We start from the raw sequence: 21144 nt of genomic DNA, 5'->3' as shown, positions 1-21144 counted from the left end.
GCTACTGGTTCCACTGGACCTCAAGGCGTTCAAGGTAACACAGGTGCTACCGGTTCCACTGGACCTCAAGGTGCGCAAGGTAACACGGGTGCTACCGGACCTCAAGGTCTTCAAGGTAACACGGGTGCTACTGGACCTCAAGGCGTTCAAGGTAACACGGGTGCTACTGGACCTCAAGGCGTTCAAGGTAACACGGGTGCTACTGGACCTCAAGGTCTTCAAGGACCAACGGGTGCTACTGGTATAGGAGTTACCGGACCTACTGGACCTAGCTTCCCAGTAGCAACAATCGTTGTAACAAACAACATTCAACAAACTGCACTCCAATTTAACAACTTCATTTTTAATACAGTATTTAACGCAAACAATATTATCTTCAACGGCACAGATACAGTTACTGTTATCAACGCTGGTATTTATGTAATTAGCGTATCCATCTCTACAACTGCACCAGGATGTGCTCCGCTCGGAATAGGAATTTCAATAAATGGAGCAGTCGCAACTGACAACTTCTCTTCAAATCTAATAGGCGACTCCCTTTCATTTACTACAATTGAAACATTAGCAGCTAGCACAAATATTTCTGTCAAATCTACCCTTAGCGAAATTACAATTCCCGAAACAGGCAACACTAACATCCGACTTACTGTATTTAGAATCGCTTAAATTTCACCATTTATTGTTTATGACAAATAAAAAAAAGAGCGAGAAACTCGCTCTTTTTTTGTTATGTACAATAATTCATTACTACTCTAATTCAATTGAAACATTTTTTTGTGGTACAAATGTAGAAATTGCATGTTTATAAATAAGCTGTTGCTTACCTTCTGTTTCCAGCAGGACTGTAAAATTATCAAATCCTTTAATTAATCCACGAAGCTGGAAACCATTTAATAAGTACAGCGTAACGAACGTATTCTCTTTACGGAGTTGATTTAAAAACTGATCTTGAATATTGATTGATTGCTTCATGTCGAATCCTCCTCTTTTTCTCTACTTACTATTATTCGACTTTAGTTGTAGCTTTCCTTCTATGTATCGTAAAATTTCTGACGTTTTTTCACCATCAGTAACATCGAACCACGCGACATCCATCTTATTACGGAACCACGTTAATTGACGTTTTGCATAACGGCGTGAATTCGTCTTTAATTGTGATACCGCTTCTTCTAAAGATACACGATTCTCAAAATAATCATATATCTCTTTATAACCAATCGCTTGAATAGATTGACAATCTCGCACTCCTCTTTCATGTAAACCTTTTACTTCTTCTAATAAACCTTGTTCAATCATTAGGTTAACACGTAAGTTAATGCGATCGTATAGCATTTCTCGATCCATTGTCAAGCCAATTAATGAAACATCGTACAGTAACTCATTTTCTTGTTTTTCGAGCTGGTTACTCATTTTTTCACCCGTCGTGTGAAAAATTTCTAACGCCCGAATAACACGCCTTACATTATTGGCATGAATACGCTCCGCACTTTCTGGATCTACTTCTTGTAACTTTTTATGTACATATTCCACACCGTGTTCTAATGCTAACTTTTCCATCTGTTCTCGGTATGTAGCATCCCCAGCCTCATCTGTAAACTGGTAATCGAATAAAACAGATTGTATATAGAGACCGGTTCCACCAACAATAATTGGTAATTTCCCGCGCTCTGTAATTTCTCGAATGCACTTACGGACACGTTCTTGAAATTCCGCCACAGAAAATGAATCTTCCGGATCTTTTATATCAATCATATAATGCGGAATTCCGTCCATCTCATCTATCGTCACCTTTGCAGTCCCGATATCCATCGTACGATAAATTTGCATGGAATCACCACTAATAATCTCACCATTCAACGCTTTTGCAAGATCGATACTTAATTTCGTCTTTCCGACAGCAGTTGGCCCAATGATGACAGCAACTTTTTCACGTTGCACTTCTCCCATATCATTCAACTCTCTTTATGTAATATACTCCATCTATTGATTATACCCAATCTTACCAATTTTAACGGCATGATTGCAAGTTCTTTGAATCTAGTACATGAAATTACACAAAAAAAGAGCATAGCTTGTCCAATTCTGCATATACATGATAAAAAATAGCTCGGAGAGGGTGCAATGACTATGAAACAAGCGACTATCGATTTTCCATTATTAATAAAAGACCTTATTTTAGCTACTGCTATAAAAGAACAAAATTGTTCACAAGAAGAATTATACTTCGCACTAAATTGTTTACTACGTTCCTTTCATTCTACTATTCAAGAAACAACGTTACATCCAGAAAATAAAAATACAGAGTATATGCAAACTCAATTTTGCACCGCGTATAAAATTATTACAGGTAAAACAATTTACCCTTTTCAATAATTCTTATAAAAAAAAGCGGCCGCTTAGACATTTTCAAGCAGCCGTTTTTTATTTTAATAAATTATTTTATAACTTTCACTTTAACGGATTTACGACCCCAACTATCAGCAGTGCTATCTGAACCAACTAAAACATCAATACGGTTTCCTTTAATCGCGCCACCAGTATCTCCAGCAATCGCTTCTCCATATCCTTCCACCCACACTTTTGATCCGAGAGGAATTACTTTCGGATCAACAGCAATAACTTTCATATTTGGATTCGCTGTTAAATCATGCCCCATCGCTGTTAACACACGACCACCATATGTGCCATTTTCACTCGGGTGAGCTGTGTAAGCTGTCGCTTCTACTGTTATTTCACGACCAGCAGGTTCACTTGTTTCAGTAGATTTCGCCACTGGCTTAGTTGCCGGGTTCGCTTGCGCTACTGGTTTACTTGATGCTCCACTTTTAACTGATTCTTTTCCATTAACTGCCGTATCATTTTTAGCCGGCGCTTTCACCTTAACTGATGTATCATTTTTAACCGCCGTTTTCACCTTAGTTGGCGCTTCATCTTGAGCTGGAACTTCTTTTTTTTCAATAACAGGTGCTGTACCTGTTAAAAATGGTATGTGAACATACGCCGCTTTCCCGCCATATTCGAATTGTAACCATTCGTTTTGTACTTGATTTGTCGTTTCAATCAAGTCATCTTTTTTAAGCGTGCCAAGAATTTCTGAATCAGTATTCGCTCCAGCACGAATGTTTAATACGTTTGCTGTTACATAATAAGAACTTTTTGTAAATTCAGCACTTACAAAAGCTGCTTTACCATCTAATTTAATTTTGGACCATCCGTTTTCTGTATTTATAACATCTAATTTATTTCCACTTAACATTTTACCTACAAGTTTTGATTCTACAGTTGGGTTTTCTCTAACGTTTAATACATCTGTTGTTACAATCGTTTCCGCTTTAGCAGAACCTGCAAAAATCCCAAGACCAAAAACTGCTGCTGTTGCTATACCTAATAATTTTTTCATGAATAGCCTCCATTTGCTTTGTTTTCGTGTTCTCATTATAGCAACAGTTTTTTGTAGAATTTCGAAAATCACACAATTACAAAGCATTCGTAATAAACGATTAATGATTTGTAACATAAATTTCCATATTTAAAAATTGTATTTCTACCAAAATTAGCAATAGTTTTCATATATTTCTCACAAATTAGTATAAGAATTTTTTTCCAGAAAAAATTACAGTATTACTTTTTTGTTACAAAAAAATCACTTTTCATTACATCTTTTACCAAAATCCATCATAATCCAATTATTAAATTACTTTTTGTAACGAAAAAGGAACAACTCCTATTAGCTGTCCCTTTTTATCTTTTATTTAACTTTCTTCTTCCAAACACCTATCATAATAGCTGAAACAATCGTTCCAATTAATATAGAAACAATATATAGCAACGGTTTATTCACTAATGCGATAACAAACAATCCACCATGCGGTGCCGGCAATGTAATTTGGAATAACATAGATAAGGCACCTGCGATACTTGAACCAACAACACAACTTACTATTACTCGAACCGGATCGGCAGCTGCAAATGGAATCGCACCTTCTGTAATAAACGATGCTCCCATAATATAATTTGTTAAACCAGATTTACGTTCTGCTTCTGTAAATTTTGTTTTAAAGAATGTGGTTGCGAATGCAATCGCAAGTGGCGGTACCATACCACCAGCCATAACTGCTGAGTGCACTCCAAAATTCTGCGCTTCTATTGCAGCAATACCAAATGTAAATGCCGCTTTATTAATTGGACCACCCATATCAATTGCCATCATACCACCTAAAATAAGACCTAATAATATAGCATTCGTACCGTTCAAACCATTTAACCATCCTGTTAACATTTCATTTAATGCTACTACAGGCGGGTTTACTACTTTTTGCATTACAACTCCTGTAATCAATAATCCAAAGACTGGATATAACAAAACAGGTTTAATTCCTTCTAACTGTACTGGTAATCCTGAAAATAATCTTTTCAATCCTAAAACAACATATCCAGCTAAGAAACCAGCAATTAATCCACCTAAAAATCCAGCATTCGCATGTGCTGCTAAAAATCCACCAACAACGCCAGGCATAAAACCAGGTCGATCAGCAATAGAACTCGCAATAAATCCAGCTAAGATTGGTACAAGGAATAAAAAGGCTCCTTTTTCTCCACCGCCAATATTCATTAATATCTCAGCAATAGGACCTTCCGCCTTAATTCCACCGAACATAAATGCTAATGCAATTAAAATTCCGCCACCAACAACGAATGGAAGCATATTACTTACACCGCTCATTAAATGCTTATAAATTCCTAGCCCTTTTTCTTTCTCTACATTTTCTGCCTTCCCATCCTCTTTTACACCTTTAAAGATTGGTGCATCTTGTTTTATAGCTCGATTAAGAAGGATTTCAGTTTTTCTAATCCCGTCGGCGACTGGTACTTGAATGACATGCTTCCCAGCAAAACGATTCATTTCTACTTGTTTATCTGCAGCTACAATAATAGCCGTTGCGCGTTCAATGTCCTCTTTCGTTAAATCGTTTTTAACACCTGTTGATCCATTCGTTTCAACTTTAATCGCTATTCCTAACTCTGCTGCTTTTGCTTTTAAACTATCCGCAGCCATATATGTGTGAGCGATACCAGTTGGACAAGCTGTAACAGCTAATACGTATGGCTCATTCCCTTCCGGCTTTGCTACTTCAACTTCTTCTTCGTCTTCTTTTTCATTCTCTTTTTCATCAAATAAACGAAGTAGCTCCTCTTCATCCTTTGCTTCTAATAATTGCTTACGAAACCCTTCATCCATTAATAATGTAGAAAGACGAGACAACGTTTCTAAATGCGTATTATTCGCGCCTTCGCTTGCAGCAATCATAAAAAACAGATGTGCAGGCTGTCCATCAAGCGACTCATAGTTGATACCGCTTACACTTCTACCAAAACAAATCGATGGTTGTTTAACGGCATTCGTCTTCGCATGAGGTATAGCAATACCTTCACCAATTCCAGTTGTACTTTGTGACTCCCGCTTTAGAATAGCTTCTTTAAATTCAGCTTTACTATTTAGACGATTAGCACCATTTAATTTCTCAACTAATTCATCTATGACAGCTTCTTTATTTGAAGCTGTCAAATTCATAATGACTGTATCCCTTTTTAATAGTTCTGTAATTTTCATATGTTGCTTCCCCCTATCGCTTAGCTACAATTACTTGCGACAATAATTCTTCTACTTTTTCCTTTGTACATAAATCCGCCGAAAATGCTGTTGCACTTCCTGTTGCAACACCATATTGAAGTGCTTTTTCAATATCTTTTGTCTGTTCATATTTACCTACAAATCCAGCAACGAGAGAATCTCCTGCCCCAACCGAATTAATAACAACACCTTTTGGAACAGTTGCTTCATATATACCTTCTGCCGTAAATAATAAAGCTCCATCTCCTGCCATTGATACGATAACGTGCTCTACACCTTGTTCGATTAATTTTCTTCCATACGGTAAAATGTCTTCTACTGTTGAAAGCTCCACTCCGAATAACTCACCAAGTTCATGATGATTTGGCTTTATTAAAAATGGCTTATTTTTAGTTACATGCTGCAGTGCACTTCCACTTGCATCTACTACTACACGAATACCTTTTTCGGCTCCAAACGCTGCGATTGATTCATAAAAGGTATTTGGAATAGAAGCTGGTACACTTCCAGCTAGTACAACACAATCTCCAGATTGCATACTTTCGATTTTTTTCATCAATTGTTCAAATTGCTCATTTGTCACAATAGGACCCTGTCCATTTAACTCCGTTTCTTCTTTCCCTTTTATTTTCACATTAATTCGAGAATCTCCACCTACTTGGACGAAGTTTGTTGTTACACCTTCATCATGTAATACACCTTTAATAAATTGACCGGTAAATCCACCCGTAAATCCAAGCGCTACATTTTCGACACCTAAACGATGAAGAACGCGAGAAACATTAATCCCTTTCCCTCCAGGAAACTTCATATCTTTCTCTGCTCGATTTACTGTTCCTAAATCGAAAGAATTAACTTGTACTACATAATCAATAGATGGGTTTAAAGTAACTGTATAGATCATTGTTTATCAGCCTCAATCACATTTGTTTGTCTTCTATATTTTTCTAAATCAATTTCTAAATGGTTTGTAATAATACTTGCATCTTCAACATTTGCAATTTTTGCAAATGCAACTTCTGAAAACTTACTTTCATCAATTAAGAAATATCCTTCATTTGCTAATGTTAATGCCAGTTGCTTCAAGAGCGCTTCTTCTGGATCTGGTGTTGTAAAACCAAGCTGTTCGTGTACACCATTCGCTCCTAAAAAAGATTTATCGAAGCGATACTTCTGCATACTTTCCTGTGCCATAGCACCAATTAAAGCTTTCGTCCTACTCTTCATCATCCCGCCTAGTAAATACGCACGAATATTATTTTCAACTAAAGCTTCAATATGCATAAGTCCATTCGTTACGACAGTAACATCTTTGTTTATTAAAAATGGAATCATTTCAAATGTTGTACTTCCTGCATCTAAATAAACGCAATCCCCTTGTTCAACAATACTAGCCGCATACTTGGCAATTTGTTGTTTTATTTGAATGTTTTTGGATGATTTTTCAACCATCGTTGGCTCTTGTCCTTTTCCTGTTAAAACAGAGGCACCACCATGAACTCTTTTTAATAACCTTTGCTTTTCCAATTGCGCTAAATCACGACGAATTGTTGATTCAGAGCTTTCTGTTCTTTCCACTAATTGCTGTAATTTAACAACCTTCTGCTCTTTTACAAGTTGCAATATCATTTGATGACGTTCAGGAGTTAACATTTTATTCACCTCTTCTTTGATTACAGTATAATGAAAACGATCACAAAAATCAACCATAAACATTCATAAATAATCAAAACCAGTCACAAACGGTTATAGACAACAAAAAAGAAACCCATTTGATTGTTATATCAAATGGGTTTCTTTTTTCGATTCACTTATAAAGAAGCTTTATATATACTTAAAACATCGTCTTTATTTAATTTTTTAAAGTTACCGAATTCACCATAAGCCATCGCTTTATCCGCCATTAAGTCAATTTCACTTTCTCTAATAGCGTAATCAGCTAATGTTACTGGAGCTTCAATTGAAGTCCAAAATTGACGTAACACCTCAATTCCCTCTAATGCAACCTCTTTATCTGTCTTCCCATCTGTTTCTACATCGAATACACGAATAGCGAACTGTTTAAAGCGACTCACGTTTTCATCTGTAACATGCTTCATCCAATTTGGGAATAGAATCGCGAGTCCGCCCCCATGCGGTATGTCATGAACAGCAGAAACTGCATGCTCAATATTATGAGTTGCCCAGTCTCCTTTTACTCCCATCGCTAAAATGCCGTTTAACGCCATAGTACCGCAATATAAAATTGTTTCCCTATGCTCATAATTTTCTAGATCACTTAAAAGCTTAGGAGCTGTTTCAATTACTGTTCTTAAAACAGATTCACAATAACGATCTTGTAATTCTGTATTCATGCCGTGATGGAAATATTGCTCTAATACGTGCGACATAATATCGACCATACCATAAATCGTTTGATCTCTCGGCACAGACGAAGTATGTTGTGGATCTAAAATTGAAAACTGAGGGAATGTAACTGGACTGCCCCAGCCGTACTTTTCATTCGTTTCCCAGTTTGTAATTACAGATCCTGCATTCATTTCAGATCCTGTTGCTGCAAGCGTAAGCACAGTACCAAATGGTAACGCCTCGCTAGCAAATGCTTTTTTCGTTACAATATCCCATACATCTCCATCGTACTTACTACCAGCTGCAATTGCTTTCGTACAGTCAATTACACTTCCCCCACCAACTGCTAAAATAAATTCAATACCATTATCTTTACAAATTTGAATCCCTTTCTTTACAGTTGATACACGTGGATTTGGTTCAACACCTGTCAATTCAAATACTTCCGCATTTATATCCTTTAAAATAGAAATTACATTATCATAAATACCATTTCTTTTAATGCTGCCTCCTCCATACACGAGAAGAACTTTTTTACCGAACTGTGGAATTTCCGTTTTTAACTGCTCTAACTGTCCTTTACCAAAAATAAGTTTTGTCGGATTACGAAATACAAAATTTTGCATATACCTTTACCATCCCTTCTATATAAAAAGCAACTATACTTTGGTATACCACAATTTTTTCATTTCACAAAAATATTTGCCTAATAAAAAATCTCAGCCTACAAGCTGAGATTTTTTTATTGATAATAAGGTGAGATCATTAAGTAAACAATAACACCAGATAAACTTACATATAACCAAATCGGCATCGTCCAACGTACAATTTTACGGTGACGTGTTAATTGATTCGTAAAACCAAATACAAGTGCGAACAATGCAAGGGGTACAATAATCGCCGCAAGGATAATATGTGTAATTAAAATGATGAAATACACATATTTAATGAATCCTTCTCCACCGAAATGTGTTGCCGGTGCCAAGTAATGGTACGATAAATATGACACACAAAATAATAAAGTCGTTGTAAATGCTGCAAGAATAAAACCACGGTGCATCTTTACATTCTTTTTAATAATAGAGTATAAAGCTGCTAATAAAAATACAAACGTAAAACTATTAAAAATTGCGTTTAACATTGGTAAGATAGTTACATCAAAATGTACTTCCCCTTCATAGCCAACAGGTCCAAAGAACAAAAACAAAATAATCGCATTTACAATTACAGAAAGCGTTATCACAATAGGAGCATAGCTTTTCTGATTCGTTGATTGATCCACCAAATTGGTCACTCCTCTTCTTTCAAATATGTATAATTAACCTCACTATTTTAACATATTATTCACGGTGTAAATGTGACAATAGTTTGACACAGTAAGACAGGGCAAAGAAAAAATCCTTCTTAACAATACTTCTTAAGAAGGATTTTATCGCTTTATTATTCAAATAGCAATGCGATTAGTTTTTGTTAAAAAACGTACTGCTATACGCTTGATATATTTCAGACACTTGATATCCCATTAATGAAATTGCCGTTAATGAAAAGAAACCAATCATAAGAAATCGAAACCACATATAAATCTCCTCCTTGTATTTAGCTTAAAAAGCAGTCGCTATATTACAAGTTGAGTGGCACTCTTCATCGTCACTTTCCTTTTTCTTTACAATTGCTGTTATAAATCGAATCATAAAGAAAATCACAAAAGGAAATTGTTCGTAATTTACCTTGGCATAGTTTGGCAACGGCTCGCGCTGCACATCGAACGGAGATGAGAAGGAATAGAACATACCTTGCTCTTCCATATATACAATTACAATTTTCATACAAAACATTATTCCTAGAAATGAAACAATATCTTGCCATTCTGTCGTATATAAAAAGTTATACAGCTCTAATACGTACTCTTCCATCGTCATCCCCCTTCCTTTTTTACCATTTTGCTCGCCTTCATATAAAAAGTCAAGAAAAAAGTTTATATTCACTATGACAATAGTAATTACTTGTTTCTATGATTATATATGATTCTTTTATAGCAGTGATTGGGTGTAACTCTCTTCTAAAACAAGAAATTAGAATCGAACAGATTCCTCATTCTTACTTTTAGGATTCAACAATGTACTATTTTTGTTTCTATTAAAAATAAAATAAGAAATTATTATAAGAACAGTAACAAGCATTGTTAAAAGCGCTTGTGAACGTAAAGATTCAATTGCGAGCATGACAACTAAAACTGCTATAATCGCAGCAATTGTAACATATGTTACATATGGAAAAAGCCACATTTTCACTTTCAAATTTTGTTGTTCCGCTTTCCCCATTTTTTTACGTATCTTGAAATGTGAAACTGCTATAACGAGATAAACGAGTAACGCAATCCCGCCAGATGCATTCACTAAAAATAAAAATACTTTATCTGGAGATATGTAACTAAAAACAACTCCAATGTAAGCAAAGAAAGTTCCAAATAAAACCGCCCGAACTGGAACACCACTACTATTCAATTTCAAAAATGCCTTTGGCGCATCTCCTCTTTCTGCCATTGAAAAAAGCATTCTTGAGTTCGTATATAAACCCGAATTTAAACAAGAAAGTACAGCTGTTAAAACGATAAAATTCATAATTTGCGCTGCCGCTGGTATCCCTATATGTTCCAGTACCGCTACAAATGGGCTTTTTAGTATGTTCGCCGAATTCCACGGAAGGAGTGTAACAACTACAGCGATCGATCCAATGAAAAATACGAGAATACGCCAAATTACACTATTTGTTGCTGTTTTGACTGCCTTTACAGGTTCGGCAGACTCTCCAGCGGCCACTGCAACAATCTCAGATCCCATAAATGAAAATATAACGACGGTGATTCCAAGTAACACCGAACTTATACCATTTGGCATAAATCCTCCTTGACCTACCAGATTCGAAGTGCCAGGCGCTTCCGTTCCTGGTACAAATCCTAAAATAACAGCTAATCCAAGACAAAGGAACAAAACAATACTTATTACTTTAATAAATGAAAACCAATATTCAAATTCTCCAAATGATTTCACCGAGAAAACATTCGTCAACGTTAATAAAATCGTTAATATTAAGCTTAATAACCAGAGTGGGATTTCTGGAATCCAGTATTGAATAATACCAGCACCTGCTGTAGCTTCTATTGCAATAACAATTACCCAGAAAAACCAATATAGCCACCCAATTGTATAACCTGCCCATGGACCAATTGCCTCTCTTGCATATGTTGCAAATGAACCACTTGTCGGATTAATAGCTGCCATTTCTCCTAGCATTCTCATAACGAAAATAACTAGAAGTCCTGCTAATGCATATGAAACGATAGAACCTGGACCTGCTGAATGCACAACCGCACCACTTCCAACAAACAAACCAGCTCCTATTACGCCACCAATGGAAATCATTGTAATGTGGCGTATTTTGAGGTCTTTCTTAAGATTTTTATCCAACTCTTGTACATCCCCTTCCAAACTTAATTTTGAAATTTATGTAAGAGTATTATGCGAAAAATCTTATCCTATACTTTAAAATATATCAAAATATTCTGAATTTAACAATCGTAATTCGACCTCCTTCAAAAATTATTTCATTAGGTTTAATAATTTCCCATACACAATTGTTGAGAAAATTATAGTCACCTTACAAAAGAATGAATTTTCAGATATCATTAAATAAACAAGATTATACATCTAGACAACTTTTTGTATAGGAGTGTTGATATGTTAAACAAGTTTAAATTCATTTGTTGTACTTTAGTAATTTTCTTACTGCTACCGCTAGCTCCCTTTCAAGCACAAGCAGCAAACAATTTAGGGTCAAAATTACTCGTTGGATATTGGCATAACTTTGATAACGGTACTGGCATTATTAAATTAAAAGATGTTTCACCAAAATGGGATGTAATAAATGTATCTTTCGGTGAAACTGGTGGTGATCGTTCCACTGTTGAATTTTCCCCTGTGTATGGTACAGATGCAGAATTCAAATCTGATATTTCCTATTTAAAAAGTAAAGGAAAAAAAGTAGTTCTTTCAATAGGTGGACAAAATGGAGTCGTTTTACTTCCTGACAATGCTGCTAAACAACGTTTTATTAATTCCATACAATCTCTAATCGATAAATACGGTTTTGATGGAATAGATATTGACCTTGAATCAGGTATTTACTTAAACGGTAATGACACTAATTTTAAAAACCCAACAACTCCTCAAATCGTGAATCTTATCTCAGCAATTCGAACGATTTCAGACCATTACGGTCCAGATTTCCTATTAAGCATGGCTCCTGAAACAGCTTATGTTCAAGGCGGCTATAGCGCATATGGAAGCATCTGGGGTGCATATTTACCGATTATTTACGGAGTGAAAGACAAACTAACATACATTCACGTTCAACACTACAACGCTGGTAGCGGGATTGGAATGGACGGTAATAACTACAATCAAGGTACTGCAGACTACGAAGTCGCTATGGCAGATATGCTCTTACATGGTTTTCCTGTAGGTGGTAATGCAAATAACATTTTCCCGCCCCTTCGTTCGGATCAAGTCATGATTGGACTTCCTGCAGCACCAGCGGCCGCTCCAAGTGGCGGATATATTTCTCCAACTGAAATGAAAAAAGCTTTAGATTATATCATTAAAGGAATTCCTTTCGGAGGAAAGTATAGACTTTCAAATCAGAGTGGCTATCCTGCATTCCGTGGCCTAATGTCTTGGTCTATTAATTGGGATGCAAAAAACAACTTTGAATTCTCTAATAACTATAGAACATATTTTGATAGTCTTTCCTTGCAAAAATAATAAAAAACAACAATAGGTTTTATATGACCTATTGTTGTTTTTTATTTATGTAAATTACTTTTTCACTTCTACATGATGAAGAAATTCTTTTCCATCTCTTGAATAACTATTCACAAGACTTAAAAGCAACTTCCCACCAACCAACATCGCACGTTCATCAAAATCGAATTGAGGATGATGGTGTGGATATGTTGCCCCTATTTCTTCATTACCGGCACCTGTGAAGAAAAATGCTCCTGGAACATGTTCTAAGTAGTATGCAAAATCTTCTCCGCCCATAATAGGTGGTACTTCCATGACCCTTTCTTTGCCAAGATCGTGTTCCGCAACCGTCATAAAATGACGTGTTTCAGCTACATGATTTATTAATATTGGATAGCCTCGTTTATATTGAATATTAACTTCAGCATGAAGGGACTGACAAATCCCCTCAACAACTCGTCTAAATTCCTTCTCCATATATTCTCTCACTTCAGGATCTAACGTTCGAATGGTTCCTGTAAACGTAGCAGTATCCGCAATAATATTATCGGCTTGCCCGGCATGGAATGTACCAACTGTTAAAACTGCTGATTGAAGTGGATCGACTTTTCTACTCACTAAAAGTTGCAACTGATTAATAACTTGTGTTGCAACGATAATAGCATCTACAGTATGATGTGGCATACCGCCGTGACCACCTCGCCCTTGAATCTTCACTTCAAAAGTATCAGCTGCCGCCATCATTGCTCCAGCTTTCGTTCCAACAATTCCTAAAGGCATCTGAGAAGATAAATGTGTACCAAAAACAACATCTACTCCTTCTAAACAACCATCCTCAATCATGGCAATTGCTCCGCCAGGCTCTTTCTCTTCTGCATGTTGATGAATAAGGACTATTTTTCCTGAAAGTTGGTCTCTGTTATCACTTAATATTTTTGCAACTCCTAAAAGTGTTGCTGTATGTCCATCATGGCCACAAGCGTGCATTACACCAGGAACCTTTGATTTATATGAAACTTTCTTTTCATCTTGAATAGGTAGTGCATCAAAATCAGCACGTAGCGCCATCGTCTTCCCAGGTATTCCACCTTCAATTACGCCGATTACCCCTCTTCCCCCGACATCTGTTTTCACATCAATATGAAAACTTTTTAAAATTTCAGCTATTTTTTTCGGTGTTTCTATTTCTTGAAACGATAGCTCTGGGTATTGATGAAAATCTCTTCGCCACGAAACCATTTGATTATATAAACTTTCCAATTCTTTATGCCATGTTTCTATCATAGAAATTCCCCTTTCTTTTTAACAGTTTAAATAAAAAATACATAACATTCTGTATTTAATCAATAAAAAAAGAGAACTTTCTTTAAAAGTACTCTTAATTCTTCAAAATATTAAACGCTCTACTTCAGTCACTACTTTGCTTCAATACAAATAGTGAAAGTTCCGGTACACTCAAAAATCTAACAGGCATTCGGGTTGTCCCAATACCACGATTTACGTATAAATGTAACAGCTTACTCTTCCCTTCTAATTCATACATACCTTCAACATGACTCTCAGCTAGTTTTGTAGTAATTAAAGGACCTACAAAAGGAATTTGAACTTGTCCTCCGTGACTATGTCCTGACATTTGAAAATCGACTGGATAACGAGATACTTTATCTACAACATCCGGCTCATGTATTAATAGCATATTGAAATCTTGTTGTCTTAAGTTTTTTAAAGTCGAGTCTATTTGTGGCTTCCCTAATAAAAAATCATCCAAACCTGATATTGTAATATACTTGCCGTTTTCCCCTTTAATTTTCTGCACTTCATTTACTAACACAGAAAAACCAGCTTCCTCCATATACTTTTTGTAAAATAAACTACCGCCCCCACCTCTATCATGATTCCCAAACACAGCATATTTTCCTAGGGGAGCTTTAATTTTCTGCAAAATAACCTTTGCTTCTTCTCTTTCCGCACTATAGGATCCAAACTTATCTATTAAATCTCCTGTAAAAACTACTATATCTGGATGTAATTCATTCATCTTCTCCACCAAATTTTCTAGTTGTTTCAATGTAAAATCTGGTCCTAAATGTAAATCTGAGAACTGCAATATTTTTTTATTATTAAACTCTTTAGGAATTGTAGGAGCTTCTATTTCATTCCACGTAACTGTTACTAGTCTTCTTTCTATTTCAGTCGCATAGAAATACAAACTTACTGGTATCATTAATATACTTATGAAACTAATAATAAATATCTTTACGATTGATTTTTTTCGTTCTTTTTTTACATGATGCGTATTCATGTTTTCACCTCTAAAATCACTTTAAATCCTTATTGTTACATTAATGTGACAACATGAACAATGTTCGTTATATCCAATTTCAGCCCCACTCACTTTGACAAATTTATACAGAAATCATATCATATTTTTATCATACATAGATTCTTTAAAATGTTTCTTCTATTCATTCCATCATTCTATTAAGGAGAGGTTATTCATGTCTGTATTTACACCAGAAGAAATTACGGAACTTGCTGCTAATTCTGGAAGAAAAAAAGCTCATTTATCATTGCTCCCTATGCTAATTCTCGGTTTTTTTGGTGGTGCTTTCATAGCATTAGGATATTTACTTGATATCCATGTTATCGGAACAATGCCAAAATCTTGGGGATCATTTACTAGCTTTTTAGGTGCTGCCGTATTCCCTATCGGTCTTATACTCGTTATCCTTGCAGGCGGTGAATTAGTAACTGGCAACATGATGACCGTTTCAATGGCATGGCTTCACAAAAAAATCGACTTATTTCACTTCATACGAAATTTAGTTATTGTTACGTTTAGCAACTTCATAGGTGCTATATTCGTCGCTTATTTTTTTGGTCATATCGTCGGCTTAACGGAGGGAGCTTTTTTAGCAAAAACAGTTTCTATTGCACAAGCTAAACTACAAGATACACCACTGCAAGCCTTCATTTCTGCAATCGGGTGTAATTGGCTCGTTTGTTTAGCTGTTTGGCTCAGTATGGGAAGTAAAGAATTTATCGGAAAGATTGTCGGTATTTGGTTCCCTGTTATGACTTTTGTTGCGATTGGATTTCAACACGTTGTAGCCAATATGTTTGTCATCCCAGCTGCAATTTTTTCTGGTCATTTAACTTGGGTTGAATATTTTCCAAACTTCATTTTTGTTTTCTTCGGAAACTTAGTAGGGGGTATGTTATTTGTAGCATTACCTTATTTCATATCTTATAATAAGAAACTACCTTCCAATAAAGAGCAAACTGCATTAAAGAAAAAATCTGTATCCGCTTAAATTGAATGTCTATAAATTGGTCCTAAAAAATATTACAAATTTCATTTTTTTTACGAATATATGTGCGTACACTTGTTCTCGAATGTTTTATACGTTATAATAACAACTTAAATAGCATTATTTACATATGAGGTGAAAACATGAATAAAACAGAATTAATCAAAAACGTAGCACAAAACGCTGAGATTTCTCAAAAAGAAGCTACTGTAGTTTTACAAACTGTAGTAGAATCAATCACTAACTCTTTAGCTGCTGGCGAAAAAGTACAACTTATCGGATTCGGTACATTCGAAGTTCGTGAAAGAGCTGCTCGTACAGGCCGTAACCCACAAACGGGTGAAGAAATGCAAATCGCAGCTTCTAAAGTACCTGCTTTTAAAGCTGGTAAAGAACTAAAAGAAGCTGTAAAATAATGAAAAATAGCCTTCTCATTTATGAGAAGGCTATTTTTTTCATGACATAATTAATAAAAATTTGACCATTATGCTGCTTATTTTGTTCCTTTATGCAAATAAAACCTTTGCTTTCAAAGAAAGGTTTTGCTGTAATACTCGCCTCTGTATATATATCCCTATGCTGCAAGTTCACTGCTTCTTTTTCTAACTTCTGTAGTATGTATGATGCTATCCTTTTTCCTTGATAATCTTTATGCGTAAATAAGCGATCTACGTAATGATCATCATTATAATCCCCAAATCCCACTATCACACCTTTATAATCAGCAACGTAACAAATATTCTTTTCTAAAGACTGTAGCCATCTCTCTCTATCTAGTCGCTCTGGGGCCCACGCCTGTAGCTGTAACTCGTTATAATCTTTTGCATTCACCGTATGAACCGTTTCATAGAACAATTGTAATACTTGCTCTAAATCCTCCTTCTGGAATGTTCTAATTTTAATATCTTTAAACATATGTAAAACTCCTTATCAAACTAACTCTTTTATTTCGGTTATCCGGATAATTATTTCGTGTTTATTTTCGAAACAGTTTCTTCCACTATATATGATTCTACTTCTGCTCTTTCTATATTATATCGACTTTTCTTTCTAAACGAACAATAAACAATACTTATACAAAGTATTGTTTATTGTAAAAAGCATATTAAATTCGCTTTATAGCTGGAAGTGTTTAAGATTTCAATTTAACTCTTTGTAATCTTAATGCATTTAATACGACTGATACAGAGCTAAATGCCATTGCTGCACCTGCAACCCAAGGAGCTAAGAAACCGAGCGCCGCAATTGGAATTCCTAGGCCGTTATAAGCTAACGCCCAGAATAGATTTTGCTTAATATTTCTAATCGTCATTTTACTCATAAAAATTGCATCTGCAATACTATTTAAATCACCACGGATTAACGTAATATCTGCCGCTTCCATTGCTACATCCGTTCCGGTTCCAATTGCCATACCGATATCCGCCGTAGCCAGTGCAGGAGCATCATTTATTCCATCTCCAACCATTGCTACTTTCTTACCTTGCGCTTGCAGTTTTTTCACTTCTTCTGCTTTTCCTTCTGGTAATACTTCTGCAATTACGTGATCAATACCAACTTGCTTAGCGATTGCCTGAGCAGTTTGTGTATTATCTCCTGTAATCATAACAACGTCTAGACCCATTTTCTTAAGTCTTGCGATAGCTGCTTTTGAAGTATCTTTTACAGTATCCGCAACAGCCACTATACCAGCATATTCTTTATTAATCGCAATAAGCATTGCTGTTTTTCCTTCTCGTTCTAGCGCTTCCATCGATTTAGAAACTTCTTCAATATCAATATCGAATTTCTTCATTAATCGACGTGTACCAATTAATAATTGTTTCCCTTCTACAACTGATTCGATGCCGAATCCCGGAATCGCTTCAAATGTTTCTGAACTTGGGATAACAATTTTCTTTTCTTTAATTCCTTCTACAATCGCTTCTGCAAGTGGGTGTTCAGAATTTTTTTCTGCTGCACCGACTAATTTTAATATTTCCTTCTCTTCAAATCCATCTGCTACAATTATATCCGTTAATACCGGCTTTCCATTTGTCACTGTACCCGTTTTATCTAAAATAATCGTATCTAATCGATGCGTTGCTTCTAAATGCTCTCCACCTTTAAATAAAATACCGTATTCAGCTGATCTTCCTGATCCAGCCATAATAGATGTAGGTGTCGCAAGACCTAAAGCACACGGACAAGCGATAACAAGTACTGCTATCATTTTCTCAAGTGCTCCGCCAAAATCACCAGGTGTAACAAATAGCATCCACACTGCAAATGTGATAATAGCAATCACAACTACAACCGGTACGAAAATACCTGAAATTTGATCTGCTACCCTTTGAATAGGAGCTTTTGAACCTTGAGCCTCTTCTACTACTTTAATAATTTGAGCTAATGCAGTATCTCTTCCTACCTTAGTTGCTTTCACTTTTAAAAAGCCATTTTTATTTATTGTAGAACCGATTACTACATCCCCAATTGTTTTATCAACCGGAATACTCTCGCCTGTTAACATCGATTCATCTATTGCTGACTTTCCTTCTACAATTTCCCCGTCTACCGGGATTTTTTCCCCTGGTTTCACATAAACGATATCACCGGCTACCACTTCTTCGATTAAAATTTTTATTACTGTTCCATCTCGTACAACAGTAGCGGTTTTCGCCTGTAGTCCCATTAATTTTTTAATTGCTTCTGACGAGCGTCCTTTTGCTTTCGCCTCAAATAATTTACCTAAAATAATTAATGTAATAAGTACTGCACTCGTTTCAAAATACAAGTCTGTCATATGTTCCGAAGAACCAATCGACCTAATACTTAAATACACACTGTAGAAATATGCTGCAGACGTTCCAAGTGCCACGAGAACATCCATATTGGCGCTTTTATTACGTAACGCTTTATAAGCTCCAATATAAAACTGCCCACCAATGATAAACTGAACTGGAGTTGCAAGAGCTAGCTGCACCCAAGAGTTCATAAGCATATCAGGTAAATAAATAAAAGATGTAAATGAAAAATGACTCACCATTGCCCACAATAACGGAAATGATAAAATAAACGAAAAAATAAACTTCTTCTTTTGTCGCTCAATTTCTTTTAAGCGGTGATCTGTTGATGAATCTTGCTCATCTGATTTTACTTCTAATTTATATCCTAACTTTGTAATCGCGCTCTTCATTTCATTTACATTAATTTCATCAGGATTAAAGTCAACTGTAGCCGATTCTAAAGCAAAATTTACTGTTGCTTTATTCACACCTTCTAGCTTATTCAAACGTTTTTCTACTCTATTCGCACATGCTGCACATGTCATTCCCGAAACAGTAAACTCAGCTTTATCACTTACAATTCCATATCCTAACGATTCAACTTTTTCTTTAAATTGTTGCGGATTAGTTTTAGTTGGATCGTATATAATTTTTGTTTTTTCAAGTGCAAAATTTACATTTGCATCTTGAACACCTTCTACTTTTTTAAGACCTTTTTCAATTCTATTTGCACATGCTGCACATGTCATTCCTGATATTTGAAGATTGGCCTCTTTTTGTTCATTCATGTCTCTCACCTCTATATACCCTTATAAGGTATAATTATTAGCAAAATAAATCGTACTTCGTTTAAAGTACGATTTATTTCCGTATCTAAAAATAATTATTGAACATCGTATCCTTGATCTTCAATTACAGCAACGATATCTTTTAACGTTACAACTGATGAGTCGATAGTAACTTCAACAGTTCCTTCTGATAATTGAACTTTCACTTGTTCAACACCGTTTAGTTCTTTCACGCTGCCTTCGATAGAATTTACACAATGTCCACAAGACATACCTTCAACTTGTAATGTTAACTGTTCCATTTAAAATCCTCCTCTTGTTTCTTCATTGTTTGTTAATCACAACTACATCTTACCATACCCCCCTAAGGTAATCAATGGTTTTGTATCATGATTTTAATTCTTTTCTAAAATCTTTATTTTTTTGCTCCAATTATGAATTTATATATCTTCTCCTATATAAACAAAAGCCAAGCTAGTCAAATACTAGCTTGGCTTTTATGCTTTTGAAAAACGTTCAAATACTGTCATTAATTCTTCAATTGCTTCGTCACCATTACCATTTTTAATAGCTCCTGAAACACAATGACTCGTATGATTTTTTAAGACACCCATTCCTACCTTTTTCATCGCTGCATTAATCGCAGAAATTTGAACTAAAATATCCACGCAATAACGATCATTTTCAATCATATTTTGAATACCACGGACTTGGCCTTCAATTCTCTTTAATCTATTTATAATTTGTTCTTTTTCTTTTTCTGATCTATGTGTTACTGATTCATGGTCCTTATGATCCATATTATCACCTTCTTAAAGTTTCTCTTCATCCAATAAAACAATTGCTTTTATGAGTATACCAATTATATCATCAAATATCTATGTAGGATACCCCATATGAGTATATTTTCGCTTTATGATTATTCTTAACACATCATTAGCTTCTCAATCTCAATTAATATGATACCCTTTCTTTTTTTCAAAAAACATTTCATCTCCCATCAAAACTCAATAAGGTGAAACTTTAATCACCCCTCACCAATCGAGCTTTTACGGGTAGCTAATGCGGGATAAAATGAAACAATAATAAGCGGGGATTGTCCATTCCCCACTTATTATTCGCCCACAAATATAAAAGCCTCAATCTTCACACGTTTAAATCAAGGCTTTTTTCTTCCTATATATAATTATTGCTGATCACATACTTTTGTATCATTCACTACTGAAGTTCCTTCAACTGTTACCGTATGAAAACAGTCATTTACACGAACTGTCACAACATTATCTTGCCGATCAATGATATGATATTCATTAAAATTTTTATTCAGAGCACTGCGAATTTGTTCTCCTTCATAAATTGGAATGCCATGTGATAAAACCCAAATAAGCCCAGCGATAGCAAGAATAGTTTTCATACGATCTACCTCCTTGAGAATATAGTGAACTTTAAATCCGCTCTTTTTCAGCTTTACTAATCATAAATTGAATTAACCAAGCC

Annotated in this window: 22 protein-coding genes; 5 read left to right on the top strand and 17 right to left on the bottom strand. The window is 35.4% G+C overall.

What is annotated here, in order from left to right; genetic code table 11:
* The coding region (locus ABH960_RS20830) for a Gly-Xaa-Xaa repeat protein (protein ID WP_404448103.1) at positions 1 to 666 on the top strand (666 nt) is incomplete at its 5' end.
* Between the two features lie 81 nt (positions 667 to 747).
* On the opposite strand, the gene hfq is transcribed toward ABH960_RS20830, so the two are convergent.
* Both hfq and miaA read right to left on the bottom strand, forming a co-directional pair.
* On the bottom strand, positions 748 to 972 hold the full coding sequence (gene hfq, locus ABH960_RS20825) for an RNA chaperone Hfq (protein ID WP_000813896.1): 225 nt from the start codon (positions 970 to 972) through the stop codon (positions 748 to 750).
* A gap of 21 nt (positions 973 to 993) precedes the next feature.
* Positions 994 to 1947, bottom strand: a complete 954-nt coding sequence (miaA, locus tag ABH960_RS20820; protein WP_002014696.1) for a tRNA (adenosine(37)-N6)-dimethylallyltransferase MiaA — start codon at positions 1945 to 1947, stop codon at positions 994 to 996.
* A gap of 180 nt (positions 1948 to 2127) precedes the next feature.
* Here miaA and ABH960_RS20815 point away from each other — a divergent pair, with 180 nt between their 5' ends.
* A complete protein-coding gene (locus ABH960_RS20815) occupies positions 2128 to 2373 on the top strand; it encodes a hypothetical protein (protein WP_219303744.1) in 246 nt (81 codons plus the stop codon).
* Between the two features lie 61 nt (positions 2374 to 2434).
* On the opposite strand, the gene entD is transcribed toward ABH960_RS20815, so the two are convergent.
* From entD to gabP, 8 genes are all read right to left on the bottom strand, one after another.
* On the bottom strand, positions 2435 to 3400 hold the full coding sequence (gene entD, locus ABH960_RS20810; RefSeq protein ID WP_404448098.1) for a cell wall-binding protein EntD: 966 nt from the start codon (positions 3398 to 3400) through the stop codon (positions 2435 to 2437).
* 348 nt (positions 3401 to 3748) lie between these two features.
* Positions 3749 to 5611, bottom strand: coding sequence for a PTS fructose transporter subunit IIABC (locus ABH960_RS20805; RefSeq protein ID WP_404448095.1), 1863 nt, complete (start codon positions 5609 to 5611; stop codon positions 3749 to 3751).
* Positions 5612 to 5624: 13 nt separating this feature from the next.
* On the bottom strand, positions 5625 to 6536 hold the full coding sequence (pfkB, locus tag ABH960_RS20800; RefSeq protein ID WP_404448092.1) for a 1-phosphofructokinase: 912 nt from the start codon (positions 6534 to 6536) through the stop codon (positions 5625 to 5627).
* Positions 6533 to 7285, bottom strand: coding sequence for a DeoR/GlpR family DNA-binding transcription regulator (locus tag ABH960_RS20795; RefSeq protein WP_219303363.1), 753 nt, complete (start codon positions 7283 to 7285; stop codon positions 6533 to 6535). Before ABH960_RS20795 ends, pfkB begins: the two co-directional genes overlap by 4 nt.
* Before the next feature lie 158 nt (positions 7286 to 7443).
* Positions 7444 to 8607 carry an iron-containing alcohol dehydrogenase gene (locus ABH960_RS20790; RefSeq protein WP_404448089.1) on the bottom strand — a complete coding sequence of 388 codons (1164 nt, stop codon included), beginning with the start codon at positions 8605 to 8607 and terminating at the stop codon, positions 7444 to 7446.
* Positions 8608 to 8723: 116 nt separating this feature from the next.
* Complete coding sequence (locus tag ABH960_RS20785) at positions 8724 to 9266, bottom strand: DUF420 domain-containing protein (RefSeq protein WP_000228316.1); 543 nt, start codon at positions 9264 to 9266, stop codon at positions 8724 to 8726.
* Between the two features lie 316 nt (positions 9267 to 9582).
* Positions 9583 to 9894, bottom strand: a complete 312-nt coding sequence (locus ABH960_RS20780; protein WP_002087964.1) for a hypothetical protein — start codon at positions 9892 to 9894, stop codon at positions 9583 to 9585.
* A 159-nt stretch (positions 9895 to 10053) separates the two neighbouring features.
* The gene (gabP, locus tag ABH960_RS20775; RefSeq protein WP_404448084.1) at positions 10054 to 11448 is read right to left on the bottom strand and encodes a GABA permease; all 1395 of its coding nucleotides are present in this window, start codon (positions 11446 to 11448) and stop codon (positions 10054 to 10056) included.
* Between the two features lie 270 nt (positions 11449 to 11718).
* On the opposite strand from gabP, the gene ABH960_RS20770 reads away from it, so the two are divergent.
* A complete protein-coding gene (locus ABH960_RS20770) occupies positions 11719 to 12801 on the top strand; it encodes a chitinase (RefSeq protein WP_404448081.1) in 1083 nt (360 codons plus the stop codon).
* A 54-nt stretch (positions 12802 to 12855) separates the two neighbouring features.
* Here ABH960_RS20770 and ABH960_RS20765 read toward each other — a convergent pair whose 3' ends face one another.
* Positions 12856 to 14067, bottom strand: a complete 1212-nt coding sequence (locus tag ABH960_RS20765) for a M20 metallopeptidase family protein (protein ID WP_002167780.1) — start codon at positions 14065 to 14067, stop codon at positions 12856 to 12858.
* A gap of 124 nt (positions 14068 to 14191) precedes the next feature.
* Entirely contained in the window at positions 14192 to 15085 is an 894-nt protein-coding gene (locus tag ABH960_RS20760) for a metallophosphoesterase (protein WP_002087972.1), read from the bottom strand.
* Positions 15086 to 15281: 196 nt separating this feature from the next.
* Here ABH960_RS20760 and ABH960_RS20755 point away from each other — a divergent pair, with 196 nt between their 5' ends.
* Both ABH960_RS20755 and ABH960_RS20750 read left to right on the top strand, forming a co-directional pair.
* Complete coding sequence (locus ABH960_RS20755) at positions 15282 to 16097, top strand: formate/nitrite transporter family protein (protein ID WP_002014675.1); 816 nt, start codon at positions 15282 to 15284, stop codon at positions 16095 to 16097.
* 140 nt (positions 16098 to 16237) lie between these two features.
* Positions 16238 to 16510, top strand: coding sequence for an HU family DNA-binding protein (locus ABH960_RS20750; RefSeq protein ID WP_002033657.1), 273 nt, complete (start codon positions 16238 to 16240; stop codon positions 16508 to 16510).
* Positions 16511 to 16529: 19 nt separating this feature from the next.
* Here ABH960_RS20750 and ABH960_RS20745 read toward each other — a convergent pair whose 3' ends face one another.
* The 5 genes from ABH960_RS20745 to ABH960_RS20725 all read right to left on the bottom strand — a co-directional run bounded on the left by ABH960_RS20745 (position 16530) and on the right by ABH960_RS20725 (position 21061).
* Positions 16530 to 17009 carry a GNAT family N-acetyltransferase gene (locus ABH960_RS20745; protein WP_002033656.1) on the bottom strand — a complete coding sequence of 160 codons (480 nt, stop codon included), beginning with the start codon at positions 17007 to 17009 and terminating at the stop codon, positions 16530 to 16532.
* Between the two features lie 217 nt (positions 17010 to 17226).
* Complete coding sequence (locus tag ABH960_RS20740) at positions 17227 to 19647, bottom strand: heavy metal translocating P-type ATPase (RefSeq protein ID WP_404448075.1); 2421 nt, start codon at positions 19645 to 19647, stop codon at positions 17227 to 17229.
* Between the two features lie 95 nt (positions 19648 to 19742).
* The gene (copZ, locus tag ABH960_RS20735) at positions 19743 to 19949 is read right to left on the bottom strand and encodes a copper chaperone CopZ (RefSeq protein WP_002066751.1); all 207 of its coding nucleotides are present in this window, start codon (positions 19947 to 19949) and stop codon (positions 19743 to 19745) included.
* Positions 19950 to 20144: 195 nt separating this feature from the next.
* A complete protein-coding gene (locus ABH960_RS20730) occupies positions 20145 to 20447 on the bottom strand; it encodes a metal-sensing transcriptional repressor (protein WP_002014668.1) in 303 nt (100 codons plus the stop codon).
* A gap of 386 nt (positions 20448 to 20833) precedes the next feature.
* Complete coding sequence (locus ABH960_RS20725) at positions 20834 to 21061, bottom strand: hypothetical protein (RefSeq protein WP_000849103.1); 228 nt, start codon at positions 21059 to 21061, stop codon at positions 20834 to 20836.
* Between the last annotated feature and the right edge of the window lie 83 nt (positions 21062 to 21144).

Origin of the sequence: Bacillus sp. RC252 (assembly GCF_044909215.1) — a bacterium.
GTDB lineage: Bacteria > Bacillota > Bacilli > Bacillales > Bacillaceae_G > Bacillus_A > Bacillus_A mycoides.
Note: the sequence above shows the minus strand (reverse complement) of the source record. Positions and strands in the feature narration are given on the sequence as shown.